The organism is Pseudomonas sp. SDO524_S393 (assembly GCF_054071875.1).
This window is the reverse complement of record NZ_JBSVVZ010000070.1, coordinates 19,985-36,213: the sequence shown is the minus strand read 5'-3', so window position 1 is coordinate 36,213 and position 16,229 is coordinate 19,985. Positions and strand designations below refer to the sequence as shown.

Annotated in this window: 18 protein-coding genes; 6 read left to right on the top strand and 12 right to left on the bottom strand. The window is 60.8% G+C overall.

Annotated elements, in window-relative coordinates:
* Positions 1-80: 80 nt before the first annotated feature.
* A complete protein-coding gene (locus ACW9IB_RS24565) occupies positions 81-1,265 on the top strand; it encodes an osmoprotectant NAGGN system M42 family peptidase (protein ID WP_457415841.1) in 1,185 nt (394 codons plus the stop codon).
* Positions 1,266-1,324: 59 nt separating this feature from the next.
* Complete coding sequence (locus tag ACW9IB_RS24560; RefSeq protein WP_457415840.1) at positions 1,325-1,552, top strand: YheU family protein; 228 nt, start codon at positions 1,325-1,327, stop codon at positions 1,550-1,552.
* Between the two features lie 8 nt (positions 1,553-1,560).
* On the opposite strand, the gene csrA is transcribed toward ACW9IB_RS24560, so the two are convergent.
* Complete coding sequence (gene csrA, locus ACW9IB_RS24555; RefSeq protein WP_457368972.1) at positions 1,561-1,758, bottom strand: carbon storage regulator CsrA; 198 nt, start codon at positions 1,756-1,758, stop codon at positions 1,561-1,563.
* 127 nt (positions 1,759-1,885) lie between these two features.
* Positions 1,886-2,707, bottom strand: coding sequence for an SDR family oxidoreductase (locus ACW9IB_RS24550; protein WP_457415839.1), 822 nt, complete (start codon positions 2,705-2,707; stop codon positions 1,886-1,888).
* A gap of 328 nt (positions 2,708-3,035) precedes the next feature.
* Here ACW9IB_RS24550 and ACW9IB_RS24545 point away from each other — a divergent pair, with 328 nt between their 5' ends.
* On the top strand, positions 3,036-3,188 hold the full coding sequence (locus ACW9IB_RS24545) for a DUF3309 family protein (protein ID WP_015885095.1): 153 nt from the start codon (positions 3,036-3,038) through the stop codon (positions 3,186-3,188).
* Positions 3,189-3,264: 76 nt separating this feature from the next.
* Here the strand turns inward: ACW9IB_RS24545 and ACW9IB_RS24540 are convergent, their stop codons facing one another.
* The 5 genes from ACW9IB_RS24540 to ACW9IB_RS24520 all read right to left on the bottom strand — a co-directional run bounded on the left by ACW9IB_RS24540 (position 3,265) and on the right by ACW9IB_RS24520 (position 9,057).
* Positions 3,265-5,355 (bottom strand): LTA synthase family protein, encoded by a 2,091-nt coding sequence (locus ACW9IB_RS24540; protein WP_457368970.1) that lies wholly within the window; start codon positions 5,353-5,355, stop codon positions 3,265-3,267.
* A 434-nt stretch (positions 5,356-5,789) separates the two neighbouring features.
* The gene (locus tag ACW9IB_RS24535) at positions 5,790-5,981 is read right to left on the bottom strand and encodes a PLDc N-terminal domain-containing protein (protein WP_003172956.1); all 192 of its coding nucleotides are present in this window, start codon (positions 5,979-5,981) and stop codon (positions 5,790-5,792) included.
* A gap of 67 nt (positions 5,982-6,048) precedes the next feature.
* Positions 6,049-6,579 (bottom strand): hypothetical protein, encoded by a 531-nt coding sequence (locus ACW9IB_RS24530; RefSeq protein WP_457415838.1) that lies wholly within the window; start codon positions 6,577-6,579, stop codon positions 6,049-6,051.
* 40 nt (positions 6,580-6,619) lie between these two features.
* Positions 6,620-7,135, bottom strand: a complete 516-nt coding sequence (locus tag ACW9IB_RS24525) for an ankyrin repeat domain-containing protein (protein ID WP_457415837.1) — start codon at positions 7,133-7,135, stop codon at positions 6,620-6,622.
* 95 nt (positions 7,136-7,230) lie between these two features.
* Entirely contained in the window at positions 7,231-9,057 is a 1,827-nt protein-coding gene (locus ACW9IB_RS24520; protein ID WP_457415836.1) for a long-chain-acyl-CoA synthetase, read from the bottom strand.
* Positions 9,058-9,453: 396 nt separating this feature from the next.
* Here ACW9IB_RS24520 and ACW9IB_RS24515 point away from each other — a divergent pair, with 396 nt between their 5' ends.
* Positions 9,454-9,732, top strand: a complete 279-nt coding sequence (locus tag ACW9IB_RS24515) for a DUF3509 domain-containing protein (protein WP_016970113.1) — start codon at positions 9,454-9,456, stop codon at positions 9,730-9,732.
* Between the two features lie 60 nt (positions 9,733-9,792).
* On the opposite strand, the gene ACW9IB_RS24510 is transcribed toward ACW9IB_RS24515, so the two are convergent.
* From ACW9IB_RS24510 to aroC, 4 genes are all read right to left on the bottom strand, one after another.
* Positions 9,793-10,062: a response regulator transcription factor gene (locus ACW9IB_RS24510; RefSeq protein WP_457368966.1), complete on the bottom strand. Its 270-nt coding sequence runs from the start codon at positions 10,060-10,062 to the stop codon at positions 9,793-9,795.
* A 211-nt stretch (positions 10,063-10,273) separates the two neighbouring features.
* Positions 10,274-10,804, bottom strand: coding sequence for an acireductone dioxygenase (locus ACW9IB_RS24505; RefSeq protein ID WP_457368965.1), 531 nt, complete (start codon positions 10,802-10,804; stop codon positions 10,274-10,276).
* A complete protein-coding gene (locus ACW9IB_RS24500) occupies positions 10,801-11,964 on the bottom strand; it encodes an MFS transporter (RefSeq protein ID WP_457415835.1) in 1,164 nt (387 codons plus the stop codon). The genes ACW9IB_RS24505 and ACW9IB_RS24500 overlap by 4 nt, the downstream gene beginning before the upstream one ends.
* Before the next feature lie 61 nt (positions 11,965-12,025).
* Positions 12,026-13,117: a chorismate synthase gene (aroC, locus tag ACW9IB_RS24495; protein WP_457368963.1), complete on the bottom strand. Its 1,092-nt coding sequence runs from the start codon at positions 13,115-13,117 to the stop codon at positions 12,026-12,028.
* A 143-nt stretch (positions 13,118-13,260) separates the two neighbouring features.
* Between aroC and ACW9IB_RS24490 the strand changes: the two genes are divergently transcribed.
* Both ACW9IB_RS24490 and ACW9IB_RS24485 read left to right on the top strand, forming a co-directional pair.
* Positions 13,261-14,223 (top strand): alpha/beta hydrolase, encoded by a 963-nt coding sequence (locus ACW9IB_RS24490; protein ID WP_457368962.1) that lies wholly within the window; start codon positions 13,261-13,263, stop codon positions 14,221-14,223.
* 99 nt (positions 14,224-14,322) lie between these two features.
* Positions 14,323-15,129: a hypothetical protein gene (locus ACW9IB_RS24485; protein ID WP_457415834.1), complete on the top strand. Its 807-nt coding sequence runs from the start codon at positions 14,323-14,325 to the stop codon at positions 15,127-15,129.
* A 71-nt stretch (positions 15,130-15,200) separates the two neighbouring features.
* On the opposite strand, the gene prmB is transcribed toward ACW9IB_RS24485, so the two are convergent.
* The gene (gene prmB, locus ACW9IB_RS24480) at positions 15,201-16,109 is read right to left on the bottom strand and encodes a 50S ribosomal protein L3 N(5)-glutamine methyltransferase (protein ID WP_457368960.1); all 909 of its coding nucleotides are present in this window, start codon (positions 16,107-16,109) and stop codon (positions 15,201-15,203) included.
* Positions 16,110-16,229: the final 120 nt, after the last annotated feature.

The window sequence follows — 16,229 nt, the reverse complement described above, 5'->3', positions numbered from 1 at the left end:
CGCGTTCCAATGTGGGAGCGGGCTTGCCCGCGAAGACGGCAGTGAAGACACCACCTGCCCACAAGCCAACAGGAGTCTTTATGAGCCGAACCATCCCCGAACCGGACCTGAACTACTTGCAAAAAGTGCTGCTGGAAATGCTCGCCATTCCCAGCCCCACCGGGTTCACCGACACCATCGTGCGCTACGTCGCCGAACGCTTGGAAGAGCTGGGTATTCCGTTTGAAATGACCCGGCGCGGCACCATTCGCGCCACCCTCAAGGGCCAGAAAAACAGCCCCGACCGGGCAGTGTCCGCACACCTGGATACCATCGGCGCCTCCGTGCGGGCGATCAAGGACAATGGCCGCCTGAGCCTGGCGCCGGTGGGCTGCTGGTCGAGCCGGTTTGCCGAAGGCAGCCGGGTCAGCCTGTTCACCGACAGCGGCGTGATTCGTGGCAGCGTGCTGCCGTTGATGGCCTCCGGGCATGCGTTCAATACCGCCGTGGATGAAATGCCGGTGAGCTGGGACCATGTGGAGCTGCGCCTGGACGCCTACTGCGCAACCCGCGCCGATTGCGACTCCCTGGGCATCGGCGTGGGCGACTATGTGGCCTTCGACCCTCTGCCCGAGTTCACCGACAGCGGGCATATCAGCGCCCGTCACCTGGACGACAAGGCCGGGGTCGCCGCCCTGCTCGCCGCGCTCAAGGCCATCGTCGACAGTGGTGAACCCCTGCTGATCGACTGCCATCCGCTGTTCACCATCACCGAGGAAACCGGCAGTGGCGCCGCCGCCGCCCTGCCCTGGGACGTCAGTGAGTTCGTCGGTATCGACATCGCCCCGGTCGCCCCCGGCCAGCATTCCAGCGAACATGCGGTGAGCGTGGCAATGCAGGACTCCGGCGGGCCCTACGACTACCATCTGTCCCGGCACCTGCTGCGCCTGGCTGCTGACAACGAACTGCCGGTGCGTCGCGATCTGTTCCGCTATTACTTCAGCGACGCCCATTCGGCGGTCACTGCCGGCCATGACATTCGCACCGCCCTGCTGGCCTTCGGTTGCGATGCGACCCACGGTTACGAGCGCACCCATATCGACAGCCTCGCCGCCCTGAGCCGTCTGCTCGGCGCGTATATCCTCAGCCCGCCCGTCTTCGCCAGCGACGCGCAACCGGCGCAGGGTTCGCTGGACCGCTTCAGTCATCAGCTGGAGCATGAAACCCAGATGGAAAGCGATACCCGGGTACCGTCGGTGGACAGCCTGGTGGGCAACAAAACCTGAGACTGGCAACTGCGGTCCCGCCGCAGTAGGATCGCCGGGACCCATTACCCGAGGCTTGTATGCTGATTCCCCACGACGCGCTTGAAGTCGACACCCTGACCCGTCTGATCGAGGACTTCGTCACGCGAGACGGCACCGACAACGGCGACGACACGCCGCTGGAAACCCGCGTGCTGCGCGTGCGCCAGGCCCTGACCAAGGGCCAGGCGCTGATTGTGTTCGACCCGGAAAGCGAGCAGTGCCAGTTGATTCTCAAGCACGATGTGCCCAAGCATCTGTTCGACTGACGCAAGGCTTACAGATTGGACGCCGCCTGGACGGCAGCGCTGCGACGCTCGAGGATTTTCTGATAGACCTCGGCACGGTGGATATGGACCCCGACCGGCGCCTCGACGCCGAATTTCACCTGGGTACCATTCAGTTCAAGGATGTGCAGCGTGATATTATCGCCGATGGAGATGACTTCGCCCACGGCGCGGCTTAAGACCAGCATGGCGGTTGTCCTTTTGAAGTGACAGGACCCCGACCATGCGCGCTCGGGGTAACGCCATCAATGGCTTGCGGACAATTCAGGCATTACCTACCAAGAACGGTAACTTGCCTGACAGACCCAACCGACATCAGCCCTTGCCATTCGGCGCCTGCGCTTTGGCGCGCATCTTGTCGGCCATCGTGCTCATCTCGTCGTAGAGCAACTGCGGGTTCTTCTGCTTCAGCGCCCAGGCCATGCGCCCCTGCTCGTGGGGCAGGATCATGAACTCGCCTTCGGCGACCCGCTGGTAAATGTAATCGGCAATGTCCGCCGCTGAAATCGGCGAACTCTCCAGCAACTTGCCCACTTGCGCCTTCATCGCCGGCGTCGGCCCACGGAACGAGTCCAGCAGGTTGGTCTGGAAGAACGACGGGCACACCACATGCACCCCGACTTCCTGCTGCTTGAGTTCCACCAGCAGGCTCTCCGACAGCGCCACCACTCCGGCTTTGGCCACGTTGTAATTGCTCATGGCCGGCCCCTGCATCAGCGCTGCCATCGACGCGATGTTGATGATGCGGCCCTTGCTCTTTTCCAGCAGCGGCAGGAATGCCTTGCAGCCCTTGACCACGCCCATCAGGTTGATCGCGATCTGCCAGTCCCAGTCTTCCAGGGACAACTCGGCGAAGAAGCCACCCGAGGCCACGCCGGCATTGTTGACGATCACATCGATACCGCCCAGCTTCACTTCGCAGGCCTGGGCAAACGCGGTGAGCTGGCTGTAGTCACGCACATCGCAACGCTGGATAAAACCGTCGCCACCGGCCTCGCGTACACGCTTCAGGGTTTCCTGCAACCCGGGCTCGCTGACGTCCGACAAGGCCAACTGCCAACCCTCACGGGCCCAGCGCAAAGCGATTTCACGGCCAAGGCCCGATCCGGCACCGGTGATCATCATGCGATTTTGCATAGGTAATTGCCTTGTGGTTCACGAAAAGAAGTGATCGGCAGTGTAGCGAAGGTTTTTCCTACACCCACGCACCATCAGAGTGATGAATGCCCCGGGCAAACCGGCGCCCGGGTGCGAGCGTCAGACACTGCACAGGTTCAATCTTTGCGAACTAAACCGCTGCCGATGTGAATGCATTAAAAGAAATAAGCGGGTGTGCGAAATGCTTTAAAAAAACTTGGAATTTTCGCGCGAGGCCAACAGTCGGAGTTATTAAGGCGTCCGTACTCAATGCGGGCTTGTCGTTAAATAACCGGTCTTTGCAAAAGACCTACAAGGAAAACAAACCATGAGCCTCATTCTGATCATTATCCTGATCCTGCTGCTGGTCGGTGGCCTGCCGGTGTTCCCTCACTCGCGTAACTGGGGCTATGGCCCGTCGGGCATTCTGGGCGTGGTGTTGGTGGTGCTGCTGGTGTTGTTGTTGCTCGGCCGGATATAAACGCAAGTCCGCTCCCACAGTAAAAAAGCAAAAAAAAGAGGCCTTCAAGAAGGCCTCTTTTTTATTGCCGGGTGAATCAGTCCGGTTTGCCGTCTACCACACCTGCGGTGTTATCCAGCAAGCTCTTGGTGGCGGTTTGCAGGAACGATTCAAGCTTCTGCTTCAACGCCGCTTCGTCCGGCGATTCCGGGATCACTTTGCCAGTTGGGTTGGCGCCCAGTTCGAATTCCCACAACTTCGGCGGCATCTCCTTCGGCAATACCAGCACGCGGTCGCCGGTGACCAAAGCCACGGTCTGGTCGCTGCCAGAAGGCTTGATCACGCCGAAGCCTTTATCGCCCTCGGGCAGGTCCAGCAGGTCACGCCCCCAGCACTGGTGCAGCGTATCGCCACCCAGGCGACCCATGATGGTCGGCACGATGTCGATCTGGGTGCCCACGGTGTGGTCACGTTCGCCGAATTTCTCCTGGATGCCGGGTGCGATCATCAGCATCGGCACGTTGAAGCGGCCCAGGTCCATCTCGGTGATCTGCTGCTCGTTGCCGAAACCGTGGTCACCCACGACCACGAACAGGGTTTCCTTGAAGTACGGCTCCTTGCGGGCCTTTTCAAAGAACTGGCCCAGGGCCCAGTCGGAGTAGCGCATGGCGGTCAAGTGTTCGTCGAGGCTGCCGCGGCCCGTGACCTTGTCGACCGGCAACGGCGTCGGCAACGCATATGGCGTGTGGTTGGACAGGGTCTGCAGCAACGCATAGAACGGCTTGCCGCTTTCCCCCCGGGTCTTCAGCTCTTCCAGGCCACGGTTGAACATGTCCTGGTCGGACACGCCCCAGGTCGGGTCGGAGAACACCGGGTTGACGAAGTCATTGCGGCCGATGAAGTTGGTCATGCCCTGGTTGCTGAAGAAACCCGACTGGTTGTCCCAGGCGAAATCGCCGTTGTAGACGTACACGTCGTCAAACTTGCGCGCGCTGAGCAGTTGCGGCAGGCCCGACAGTTTGTGGCTGCCCTCCGGGGTCTGCATCAGGTACTCAAAGCCCGGCAGGTTCGGGAAGCACGCCATGGTGGCGAACATGCCTTGGTGGGTGTGGGTACCGTTGGAGAAGAAGTGGTCGAACAGCAGACCTTCCTTCGACAGTTTGTCGAAGTACGGCGTAATGTTGCCCGGACGCTCCAGCGCACCCACCGAGTGACCGGCGAAGCTCTCCATGAGGATCACGACCACGTTCTTGATCGGCAGGGTCTTCTCGGCATTGGGCGTGAAGTCACGGCGCACCGCAGCGGTGTCGGTGTCCACCAGCTTCTCTTGGGGCAATACCAGCATGTCGCGCACAGTCTGGGTGGCCAGCGGCTGCTCCAGCGTGGCTTTCCAGATATTCGAGCGGTCTTCGGAAAACCGCGACTTGGCCGCCGCGATCAGCGACAGGGTGCCATTGAGGCCCAACTGGTTGGCGAAGTTGGAGTCGGTGGTGTACACGTCACCCCAACGCAGCGGCGGGCCCTGACGCAGGGTGCCACGGGCAGCGACCACGGCGATCAGCAGGCACACCACGAACACGGCGCTGCGCAAGTACCACGGCGCCACCTGGCGAGTGCCGATGCTGCCACCGCTGAACGGGCCGCGGGGGCGCGTGGCGCGGTCGGCGCCCTTGAAGGCGATGCTCAGGATCAACGTACCCACGGCCCAGGCCAACAGGTAACGCACTACCGGGAAACCGTACCAGAGCATGCTCATCACGGTTTTCGGGTCTTCCTTCACGTACTGGAAGACCAAGCCGTTGAGGCGCTGGTGGAACTCACGGTAGAAGTCCATTTCCATCAAGCCCAGGAACAGCGCGATGCTGGACGCCACGGTCAGCCAGAAACGGAAGAAACCCCGGGCCGCCATGGCCCGTACGCTGAACAGTGCCAGCAGCAGCGGGATCAGCAGGTACACCACCAAGCGCAGGTCCAGACGCAAGCCGTTGCCGAATGCTTCGAGGAAGGTCGAAGCCGGCGTGTCGAGGATCATCTCGCGGTTATAGACCAGCAGCGCCAGGCGCAGCAGGGAGAACATCACCATCATGACCAGTGCACAGAGCAGTGTGTACGCCAGATGGGATTTGACGGTCGGTTGCAGCAGGCGATTGGAAACTCGCTGCTGACTCAGGGCGTCCGGGTTTGCCATGTCGTTTCAGGACCCATTGGGAAGTGAAGGTTTCGAAATATTGCAGCGACACCTTGCCTACACTCAACCGTGTAGGACGTTAGGGTCGCGAGTTGGCGCAAATGGTGCCCGATCACTGTCGGCAACGCTATTGATTACTGAGACTTAGCGCTTCTTTATGATGCTTTTCCCTTGGTATTACAGAGATTTCCGACAAGGAATTGAAGCGTGGGAATTATCCGGAAGCGCTTGTGAAAATTCTGTGCAGCGAATATTTCGATACAAATCCACAGAAATACAGGCACAAAAAAATGCCGGAGGGGCCAACCCGTCCGGCATTGTTTTTACTGAGTTGATGCGGAGTGAAACGCTAGGCCTGTATGAAAAGTCTGGAGACGAAGGTCAGGCTGTTTTCAACGCAGCATCACCGAGGATCAAGGCTTTTCGTACAAAGCCTAGATGCGCACGTTGCCGCGCGGCCCGGCAATCGCCCAGATGATCAGGCCCAGTACCGGCAGCAGCAGGATCAGCAGGATCCACAACACTTTGGCGCCGGTGCTTGCGCCGCTTTTGAACACGTTGATGATCGCCCAGATATCCAGCGCCAGGATGATCAACCCGATCAGACCATTAAAAGTAGAACCCATGGTGTCGCTCCTAAGTGAGGGCTTGCCTGATTAGGATTGGCCGCGCAGGACAGGGTTCCGTTTTATTTCAGACGTGCAGCGCAACGCGCAAGGCTTCCAGGGACGGCTCGGCCTGAATGCCGACTTCGGCACACAGCGTCAGCACCCGCGCCAGGTGATTGCCATGCACCAGCACCACCTGGATCTCGTCGTCCAGCAGTTGGCTGAAGTTGAGCAGCACGTAGCCGCCGTCTTCCTGGCTCAGTGCGCTCATCTGGATCTGGATACGGTTCAGCGCCGTCAGGGCTTCAGTCTTGGCCAGTTGCTTGGGCTTGAGGTTGAACGCCACCCCCGGGCCAAAAGACGCGACGATCTGTGCAAACAGCTCGCCGTAGGTGTCGGCCTGGAACAGCACGGTGTCCGGCAGGCTGCCGATGACGACCCACTCCCCCAACGGAATCGGGAACGAATCGTCGTAGTTGATATCCGGATTGGCTGCCAGAAACCCGGCAGGATCAGCGTAAGCCTGGGCCGCTTCTTCGGCGATGCGCGCCACCTCGTCCTCAGCCATGACGCCAGTACTGATGATGCTGATGAGTTCGACGAGGGCGGCTTTCATGATCTGATCCTGTAACGGCGGGTTTTCGGGGGCGCGTAGCCTACACCAGTTTTTGCAGGCGCGCCGCCGTATCCACTGCGCCCATGGTCTGCGCGGCGGCCAGCGCGGTGGCGCCCTGGGCGTCGGTGGCCTTGGGATTGGCGCCCTGGCCGAGCAGGTACTCCAGCATTTCGACGCGGTTGAACATCGCCGCCATCATCAATGCCGTGCGACCGTCGGACGAGGCGGCATCCACCGGTACGCCGCCCTCGATCAACGCCTTGACCACGTCCAGGTTGCCTTTGAACGCCGCGCCGGCGATTGGCAACTGGTTCTTGTCGTTGGCGAGCTGCGCGTCGGCCTTGAATTCCAACAACACTTTCACCGCGTCGGCATGGCCGTGGTAGGCCGCGAGCATCAGCAAGGTGTCGCCGTTGTGGTTGCGAAAGTTGGCTGGCAGGCCCTTGGTCAGCAAGGCCGCGAGCATGGCCGCGTCGCCACGACGGGCTACATCGAAGACCTGCTCGGCAAATTCGGCGGCTTCGTCTTCGGTCATTTGTTTCGGCTGGTCTGACATGTGGGGCTCCTCGTCGGCTACTGGAATAGGCGCCAGTGTCGCGAGGGAGTTCCCACCTGTCATGGTTTTTTTGTCAAAAATGCCCATAGGCAGAATCAATAGCGAAATTGACCGCTCTGGATCTGCGCCAATAGCTGACCGGTCACGGGAACGTAGCTGTCCGATCCCGGCAGCCAGGCGTAGACCGGGTCATTGCCCGCCTTTTCCGGGTCGAACGCCTCTTCCTTGAGCCTGACTTTCTGGTACTTGAAGGTCCCCGTGGTTTCCATCTTCACCTTGATCCGCAGGAACAGCGGCACCGCGTAGTGCGGCAACTGGTCATGGGCGAACTGCAGCAATTCACGCAGGTCCAGCGACGCCAGGGACTCGCTGGGAGTAATGGCAACCATCCCGGCGCGGCCATTGGTGTTTTCGATCTCGACCCCATAGGCCACCACTTCGGCGATCTGCGGATGCTGCAGCAGGGTGTTCTCGACCTCGGTGGTGGAGACGTTCTCGCCTTTCCAGCGGTAGGTGTCCCCAAGGCGGTCGACGAACTGCGCATGACCGAAACCGATGCTGCGCAGCAGGTCGCCGGTATTGAAATAACGGTCGCCCGGTTCGAACACGTCGGTGAGGATCACCTTGCGGTTCTTTTCCGGGTCGGTGTAGCCATCGAACGGCGATTTGTCATCAATCCGCGCCAGCAGCAACCCCTGCCCGCCCGTTGGCACCTTGCGCATGAAACCGTCGGCGCCACGGATCGGCTCGCAGCTGTCATGGGCGTAGTCCACCAGCGCCCATTGCTGCAGGGAAAAACCGATGGTGTTGTCGAAGTTGATCACGTTGGTAAACCCGATATTGCCGTCACTGGCGGCATACAACTCGCAGATATGCTCCACGCCGTAACGCTGCTTGAACTGTGCCCACACCCCGGGCCGCAGGCCGTTGCCGACCATCTTGGTCACGCGATTGTCACGGTCGCTTGCGCTGGCAGGCTGGTCCAGCAGATAACGGCACAGCTCGCCGACATAACCGAGGGTGGTCGCGTTGAAGGTGCGCACGTCGTCCCAGAACTGACTGGCGCTGAATTTGCGGCGGATCGCGAAACCCGACGCGCCGACAATGGCCGAACCCCAGCAGACACAGAGGCCGGTGGCGTGATAGAGCGGCAAGGTGCAATACAGAACATCGTCGGGCCCCATGTCCAGGGCGATGCTGCCGAAGCTGACCGCGGTCTTGGTCCAGCGACCGTGCTTCATGATGCCGGCCTTGGGCAAGCCGGTGGTGCCGGAGGTGTAGATATAGAAGCACGGGTCGTTGAAGAACACCTGCCCGGTACTGGCAGGGTTGTCTTGCGCGCACTGGGCACTGGCGGCAAGCAGGTCGATATAACCTTCGGGCACCGGACCGGCCTGTTGGTCGGCGACAAACCAGGTCTTGTCGGCCTGGATTTGAACCTGTTCACGCACCGCCGAATAGGCCGCCACAAGTTCTGCGCCCACAACAATCGCGACCGGATTCACCAGGTTCAGGCTGTGTACCAGCGCGGCCTGGGTCTGCGCGGTATTGAGCATCGCGCAGACGCCGCCCAGCTTGGCCACGGCCAGCACGTTCAAGAGCAATTCCGGGCGATTCTCGATAAACAGCGCCACCACATCGCCCTTGCGGATGCCCTGGGCCTGCAAGTGATGGGCGATGCGGTTGGCGCGGCGGTTGGCTTCGACATAACTAAGCCGCATATCGCCATACAGCAACGCCGTACCGTCCGGGTTACGCAAAGAGGCTTGTTCGAAGTGCCAGCCCAGGCCGCAGGGCTGTTCAGGGTCGGTGATATTGGCAGCGCGCATGCCACGCAGCACACGAGGCAGGGCTCGGACGATGGCGGGAACCTTACGGAGCATCATGCTCCAGGTGATCCTGTCGTTTGATGGATGGCTCATGGAGGAACGTCCTTTTTCTTATTCTTCGTATGATCCAGACACATCGAGTGCGCCGTCAGCAGGGCCCTCGATGCCTGTCAGGAAAATACGTCAGCCCTTCCCGGGCTGTACACGCGGGATTTGAAAAGTTTTGTATCCCGTCTGGGCCCTAGCAAAAAAAAGGAATTCGACCGCGCCGGGACAGTCTTTATCAGTAACCGGGCGTCCCGCAGCCCCAGGTCCGATAGCGCAAAATGCAGGATGCATGATGGCCATTCATGCAAATTGCACGAAACCGAAATCGAGCAAAAAATATAACATACTGATTTTAAAGAATATTTTTTATATCCATAGCTGGCACAATCACTGCACCTATCACTCCATGCTTGCCCACTTGAGCCAACGGAGCTGATAGACATGAGCCTGATCCAAGACAAATTCGCTTCTGTATTTTCCCAATACGACGTCACCACTCAGCCACGTCCTGACGGCGGCATCCTGTTGACCTTGCGCAACAGTGAAGGCAAGCAGGTCAAGCGTTCCATCTCGTATCAACAGCTGCACACCGCCGACCAACTGACCTGGGTGATCAGCGCCATTCGCCGCGACCTGGCTGAGCAAGCCAGCGAGCTGCCACAGATTTCGATGCTGCAAAGCCAGAATCGCTTTGCTCTGCCGACTTACCATTCGGCTTAAAGTACTCACCATGAAAAAGGGCCGCGACGCCGTTGAGCGTCGCGGCCCTTTTTCATGAAGTCAGCACAACCCCTGGCGCGCCGCCTCGTTGATCGCCTGCACGCGGTTGGTGACTTCAAGCTTGCCGTAGATGTTGCGCAAGTGAAATTTGACCGTGGCTTCGGACGTGGCGCGGATCTGGCTGATTTCCCAGACCGTCTTGCCTTCCGAGGCCCAGCGCAGGATTTCCAGTTCGGTGGGGGTCAGGGATTTGCCGCACAGACTCATACGACGCCTGACTGGCATCGACACATTAAGCGTTGGGTGAAAAGAATCCTCTGGGCCACTCATTGATCGCTCTCCTTTTTATTATGGGCGGACGCCATATCACCCTTCGGATTCCTCCTATTGACAGGTGATATAAACACTGTAGCCACAGAGAGTTACATATCAGTGGAACTAAAAAATAAGGTCCGGAATAAATATCCCGGACTTACAAGCAACTAGGCATTTTCCCACAGCAACTTCCAACATGCCGGGGTTGAAACTTCGGATATTGCACTTAATCGTCCAAGCCGGGAAAACCTGTGGCGATTGCATCGCCGGTGAAGTCCGGTACTCGACCTTGCATCGAGTTGAACAATTGCAACGTCACACAGTGCGGGTTCTCGCCCATGTCGAACCAGTGCGGCAGGCCTGCGGGGATAATCAGCAGGTCATGCTTCTCGCAGCGTACGGCATACACATAATCGCCCACGTGCAGGTTGAACAGGCCCTGGCCAGCGATGAAAAAGTGCCCTTCGTCCTGGCTATAGCGGCGTTCATCCAGGAATTGCGCGCGCAGCTCGGCCTTCTGCGGATGATCATTGGTCACACTGAACGCTTCCACCGCCGCAAAGCCGAGCGCATCGATCTGCGGCTGGCAGGCAGCAATCATCTGGGCTGCACTGGCGCCCTTTTCAATCGGCGCCGGTTGCCAGCGTGCGAACCGTACGCCGTGTTCCGCCAGGGTCGACGCAATGTCGTCGGCGTGGGTCAGGACCTTGTTCGGGGTGTCCGGGGTGGCGACGTGGTAGACGGCGACATAACTCATTGCACGGTTCCTTGGTTCTGCTCTTGCGATCGAAAGCCCATGATAACGGCGGCGGCGAGGGCCGCGACGCTGGCGATGCTGAAGGTCAGGGTCGGCCCCAACAGGTTCCAGCTGTAACCGGAAAACAAGGCGCCCAGCGCGCCGCCAGTCCCGGCCAGGGCAGCATACAGCGCCTGACCCTGGCCTTGCTGGCGGTCGCCGAAACTGCGTTGCACAAAGGCAATCGCAGCGGCGTGAAAACTGCCGAAGGTGGCGGCGTGCAGCACTTGCACCAACAGCAGCACCCAGAAGAATTCGGCGAACGAGCCCAGCAGCAACCAGCGCAGTGCCGCCAGCAGGAAACTGGCCAGCAGCACCCGGCGCACTGAAAACCGCAGGAGGATGCGGCTCATGGCCAGGAACATCAGTACCTCCGCCACGACCCCAAGCGCCCAGAGCAGGCCGATCACTCCACGGCTGTAGCCAAGGTGCTCAAGGTGCAGACTCAAGAAGGTGTAATACGGGCCATGACTCATTTGCATCAGTGCCACACAGGCATAAAACGCCAGCACCCCGGGGCTGCGCAAGCGCTTGAGAAAACCGTCACCGGCCAGGCGATTGCCGTGGCTGGCAGGCTGCGCATTCGGCACCCACAGGCTGGCTCCGATGATGCCGGCCATGATCACTACGATGACCACCGGGTAAATGTCCAGGCTGAGCCAGTCGAACAGACGGCCCATGATCACCACGGCCAGGATGAAACCAATGGAACCCCACAGGCGCACCTGGCTGTAGCGCGCGGTCTGGTTTTGCAGGTGCGCCAGGGTAATCACTTCAAATTGCGGCAGCACCGCGTGCCAGAAAAATGCATGCAATGCCATCACCAGGGCCAGCCAGGCGTAGGTCTTGCTGACGAAGATCAGCGAAAAGCTGATCAGGGTGCACACCGCGCCAAACCGCACGATGGCCAGACGCCGACCGGTGTAGTCCCCCAGCCAGCCCCACAGGTTGGGCGCTACACAGCGCATCAGCATCGGGATGGCTACCAGTTCACCGATGCGCGCGCTGGCAAACCCGAGGTGGTCGAAGTACAGCGCCAGGAACGGCGCGGTTGCGCCGAGCAGGGCGAAGTAGAAGAGGTAGAAACTGGAGAGGCGCCAGTAGGGGAGCGTGGGGTTCATGTGGGTTGGGGCCGCTGCGCAGCCCGGTGCGAGCGAGCTCGCCCACCACCACAATCAGCCATCAGAGTTGGCCCAGTACCGGCGTATTGACCTGAACATCGGCGTTCTGCCCACGGTGGCGCAGCAGGTGGTCCATCAAGACGATGGCCATCATGGCTTCGGCAATCGGCGTGGCGCGGATGCCCACGCACGGGTCGTGGCGGCCTTTGGTGATCACGTCCACCGGGTTGCCATTCACATCGATCGAACGGCCTGGGGTGGTGATGCTCGACGTGGCCTTGAGCGCCAGGTGCGCCACGATCGGCTGGCCGGAGGAGATGCCACCGAGGATGCCGCCGGCGTTGTTGCTGAGGAAGCCTTGCGGGGTCAGCTCGTCACGGTGTTCGGTACCGCGCTGGGACACGCAGGCAAAACCGGCGCCGATTTCCACCCCCTTCACCGCGTTGATGCTCATCAGCGCATGGGCCAGTTCGGCGTCGAGGCGGTCGAAGATCGGTTCGCCCAGGCCGGGTTTCACGCCTTCGGCGACGACAGTGATCTTGGCGCCGACGGAGTCCTGGTCGCGGCGCAACTGGTCCATGTAGGCTTCCAGTTCCGGCACCTTGTCCGGGTCCGGGCTGAAAAACGCATTGTTTTCCACGCTGTCCCAGGTCTTGAACGGGATTTCGATCGGGCCCAGCTGGCTCATGTAGCCACGGATCACGATGCCCTGGGTGGCCAGGTATTTCTTGGCAATGGCACCGGCGGCCACGCGCATGGCGGTTTCCCGTGCCGAGCTGCGGCCACCGCCACGGTAGTCGCGCTCGCCGTATTTATGGTGGTAGGTGTAGTCGGCGTGGGCCGGGCGGAACAGGTCCTTGATCGCCGAGTAGTCCTTGGACTTCTGGTCGGTGTTGCGGATCAGCAGGCCGATGGCGCAACCGGTGGTGCGGCCTTCGAACACGCCAGACAGGATTTCGACCTCGTCGGGTTCCTGGCGCTGGGTAGTGTGGCGGCTGGTACCGGGCTTGCGGCGGTCGAGGTCACGCTGCAGGTCTTCCAGGGACAGCGCGAGGCCTGGCGGGCAGCCGTCGACAATGGCGACCAACGCCGGGCCATGGCTTTCGCCCGCGGTGGTGACAGTGAACAGCTTGCCGAAGGTATTGCCGGACATGCAGGGCGCTCCGTGAAATCAGTTGAATCAAGTCAACCGTAATAACTTAAGGGCGCCAGTATACGCAGGCCCACCGACGAGTTCATCCTCGAAACCTTACCCATGGACATTGGTCCAACGGGCACCTCCTCAATAATGGCGCGATGATGTTGCGAGCTTTGCTGTTCACCCTGACCCTGTTGACCTCCCTGGCCCACGCCGCCGCCCCCGTCGTGCTGCAACGCCCCATCAGCCTGGATACCGGCAGCGGTGAGCTGTTCGGCTCGCTGTTGCTACCCCAGTCCGACAAACCGGTGCCGGTGGTGCTGATCGTCGCCGGCTCCGGCCCCACCGACCGCAACGGCAACAGCGCCGACGGTGCGCGCAACGACAGCCTCAAGCGCCTGGCCTGGGTACTGGCCCGGCACAACATCGCCAGCGTGCGTTACGACAAGCGCGGCGTGGCCGCTAGCCTCGCGGCCACGCCCGACGAACGCAACCTGAGCCTCGATGCCTACGTTTCCGACGCTGTGGCCTGGGGCAAGCAGCTCAAGGCCGACAGACGCCTGGGGCCGCTGATCCTGCTGGGCCACAGTGAAGGTGCGCTGGTGGCCACCCTCGCCGCGCCACAACTGGAGCCTGCGGGGGTTATCTCCCTTTCAGGCAGCGCACGCCCGGTGGACCAGGTGATCCGCCAGCAACTGGCCGCTCACCTGCCCCCTGCCCTGCTGCTGCGCAGCAATCAGATCCTCGACCACCTGAAGGCCGGCCAGTTGGACACTGATGTGCCCGACCCGCTGCAAAGCATTTTCCGACCCAGCGTACAGCCCTATCTGATCAGCCTGTTTCGTGCAGACCCTTCGGCTGCTTTCGCCCGGCTGCGTATGCCGGCCCTGATCATCCAGGGCTCCAACGATATCCAGGTAGGCGTGGGTGATGCCCGACAGTTGAAAAAAGCCAAGCCCGATGCGCAATTGGCCGTGATCGAAGGCATGAACCACGTGCTGCGTATCGTGCCCAACGAGGTGAAACAGCAACTGGCCTCCTATAACGACCCGCAATTGCCCCTCGCCGCCGAGTTGGGCACGCGCGTTGTGCGCTTTATCGACGGGCTTGAGCCCCGTTAAACGCATATTGGCCTCCAGTCCTGGCAAAAACGGCCGATAAGCCCAGAGTCGACAGTAAAAAGACAGTCGACTCGCAAGGCTTGGACAGGATCGCGCCGCATGACAACCACTGAAGCAACACCGGAACCGACCGCCGAAACCCCGGCAGAAAATACCGAGGCCGTCGACACGGCGGCCTTGCCGTGGGGGGACGTCCACGCCGAGCATTTCAAGATGCTGCGCCTGGCGCCACTCGCCACCGACCGGTCCACCGGCGCGCGGCCGCTGCGGTTCGTGCAATTCGGCTATGCCGAGCGCCACGATAAACATCGCAGCCTGCTGCGCATGGTGATCCAGTTGCCGGGCCAGCGGGTGCGCCGTGAACAGAATCACCTGGACGTCTGGCTCGACCACGATAAACACCGCGTGCACTTCGGTCCGGGCAACAGCCTGGAAATCGAGCCGCCCAACCGCGGCCTGGGGCGTTTCCTGGTGGCCCAGGGGGTTGCCTGGGCGAGAAAGAAGGGGGCCAGCTACCGCATCGACGGGGTCGACCTCGCCAACAAGGACGCCTTGAACGAAGCCACTCGCCTGCGTCGCGACCACTTTTTGCGCGTCCAGGGGTTCGATGTGGCCTACGCCGATGTGCAGCACCTTAAAGGCAACGTGCAACCGGCCCGAGTCAGTGAAGTGCTCGACAGTTGGAACACCGAGAAGGTGCAGTTCGTGGAAATTCTCGAAGCCGCGCAGATGCTGCAACAGGCCGAGCAGAACCTGGCGGAGCAGGAAACCAAGCTGCGCAAGGAAGAAGAGCGGGTCATCAAGTTCAAGCGCGAAGACAGCGGCTTGCGCTTTACCATCACCTGCCTGGTGGCGTTTACGGTATTTCAGGCGGGGTTGTTGATCTGGATCGCCACGCACCGCTAGCAAGCTGAAAGGCATTCAAACTGTGGGAGCTTGCTCCCACAGTTATTACCCATGTCTTCAATGGGATCGATTCAAACCCGTGCGGCGAACTCGGCCTGATGCTGACGGCACTGCTCGGCCGTCAGCATGAACACCCCATGCCCACCGCGCTGGAAGTCCAGCCAGGCGAAGTCGACCTCCGGGTACAACGCCTCGACGTGCACCTGGCTGTTACCCACCTCGACAATCAACAGACCTTTTTCGGTCAGGTGGTCAGCTGCTTCGGCCAACATGCGTCGCACCAGGTTCAGCCCGTCATCGCCGCAGGCCAGGCCCAGTTCCGGCTCATGCTGGTACTCGTCCGGCATGTCGGCGAAATCCTCGGCATCCACATACGGCGGGTTGGACACGATCAAGTCAAAACGCTGGCCCGGCAGGCCCTCGAAGCCGTCGCCCTGCACGGTGTACACACGTTCATCGGCGCCATGGCGCTCGATGTTCTGGTTGGCCACTTCCAGGGCTTCGAAGGACAAATCGCCCAGCACCACTTCAGCGTCGGGGAACTCGTAGGCGCAGGCAATGCCGATGCAACCCGAGCCGGTGCACAGATCGAGAATGCGCGCCGGTGGCTTGGCCAGCCAGGGTTCGAAGCGGTTTTCGATCAGTTCGCCAATGGGTGAACGCGGGATCAGCACGCGTTTATCGACAATGAACGACATGCCGCAGAACCACGCCTCGCCCAGCAGGTAGGCGGTGGGCACGCGCTCATGAATGCGGCGATGGAGCAGACGCTGCACATGGGAGACTTCCTCTTCTTCCAGGTTGCAATCCAGGTAGCTATCGGCAATTTCCCACGGCAGGTGCAAGGCCCCCAGCACCAATTGCCGGGCTTCGTCCCAGGCATTGTCGGTACCGTGTCCGAAAAACAGGTCTTCCCCGTGGAAACGGCTGACAGCCCAACGGATGTGGTCGCGCAAGGTGCGCAGGCGGGAAGTGATCACGGGGCAAGCTCCAGGAAAAAACGACGGGCGATTCTAACAGCCTTCGCCGGCACCGACGATGTACGAAAAACCTTGGCCGTACGTCGGATTTAATCCATTTTGCCAGCATCGGACTCAACA

Coding starts and splice junctions, on each gene's coding strand:
- ACW9IB_RS24540 (WP_457368970.1), bottom strand. CDS start 5,355: ATGGCAAACCCGGACGCCCTGAGTCAGCAGCGAGTTTCCAATCGCCTG.
- ACW9IB_RS24565 (WP_457415841.1), top strand. CDS start 81: ATGAGCCGAACCATCCCCGAACCGGACCTGAACTACTTGCAAAAAGTG.
- ACW9IB_RS24510 (WP_457368966.1), bottom strand. CDS start 10,062: ATGAGTGGCCCAGAGGATTCTTTTCACCCAACGCTTAATGTGTCGATG.
- ACW9IB_RS24485 (WP_457415834.1), top strand. CDS start 14,323: ATGACAACCACTGAAGCAACACCGGAACCGACCGCCGAAACCCCGGCA.
- ACW9IB_RS24525 (WP_457415837.1), bottom strand. CDS start 7,135: ATGTCAGACCAGCCGAAACAAATGACCGAAGACGAAGCCGCCGAATTT.
- ACW9IB_RS24490 (WP_457368962.1), top strand. CDS start 13,261: ATGATGTTGCGAGCTTTGCTGTTCACCCTGACCCTGTTGACCTCCCTG.
- ACW9IB_RS24535 (WP_003172956.1), bottom strand. CDS start 5,981: ATGGGTTCTACTTTTAATGGTCTGATCGGGTTGATCATCCTGGCGCTG.
- ACW9IB_RS24520 (WP_457415836.1), bottom strand. CDS start 9,057: ATGAGCCATCCATCAAACGACAGGATCACCTGGAGCATGATGCTCCGT.
- ACW9IB_RS24560 (WP_457415840.1), top strand. CDS start 1,325: ATGCTGATTCCCCACGACGCGCTTGAAGTCGACACCCTGACCCGTCTG.
- ACW9IB_RS24505 (WP_457368965.1), bottom strand. CDS start 10,804: ATGAGTTATGTCGCCGTCTACCACGTCGCCACCCCGGACACCCCGAAC.
- ACW9IB_RS24530 (WP_457415838.1), bottom strand. CDS start 6,579: ATGAAAGCCGCCCTCGTCGAACTCATCAGCATCATCAGTACTGGCGTC.
- aroC (WP_457368963.1), bottom strand. CDS start 13,117: ATGTCCGGCAATACCTTCGGCAAGCTGTTCACTGTCACCACCGCGGGC.
- ACW9IB_RS24500 (WP_457415835.1), bottom strand. CDS start 11,964: ATGAACCCCACGCTCCCCTACTGGCGCCTCTCCAGTTTCTACCTCTTC.
- csrA (WP_457368972.1), bottom strand. CDS start 1,758: ATGCTGGTCTTAAGCCGCGCCGTGGGCGAAGTCATCTCCATCGGCGAT.
- ACW9IB_RS24545 (WP_015885095.1), top strand. CDS start 3,036: ATGAGCCTCATTCTGATCATTATCCTGATCCTGCTGCTGGTCGGTGGC.
- ACW9IB_RS24550 (WP_457415839.1), bottom strand. CDS start 2,707: ATGCAAAATCGCATGATGATCACCGGTGCCGGATCGGGCCTTGGCCGT.
- ACW9IB_RS24515 (WP_016970113.1), top strand. CDS start 9,454: ATGAGCCTGATCCAAGACAAATTCGCTTCTGTATTTTCCCAATACGAC.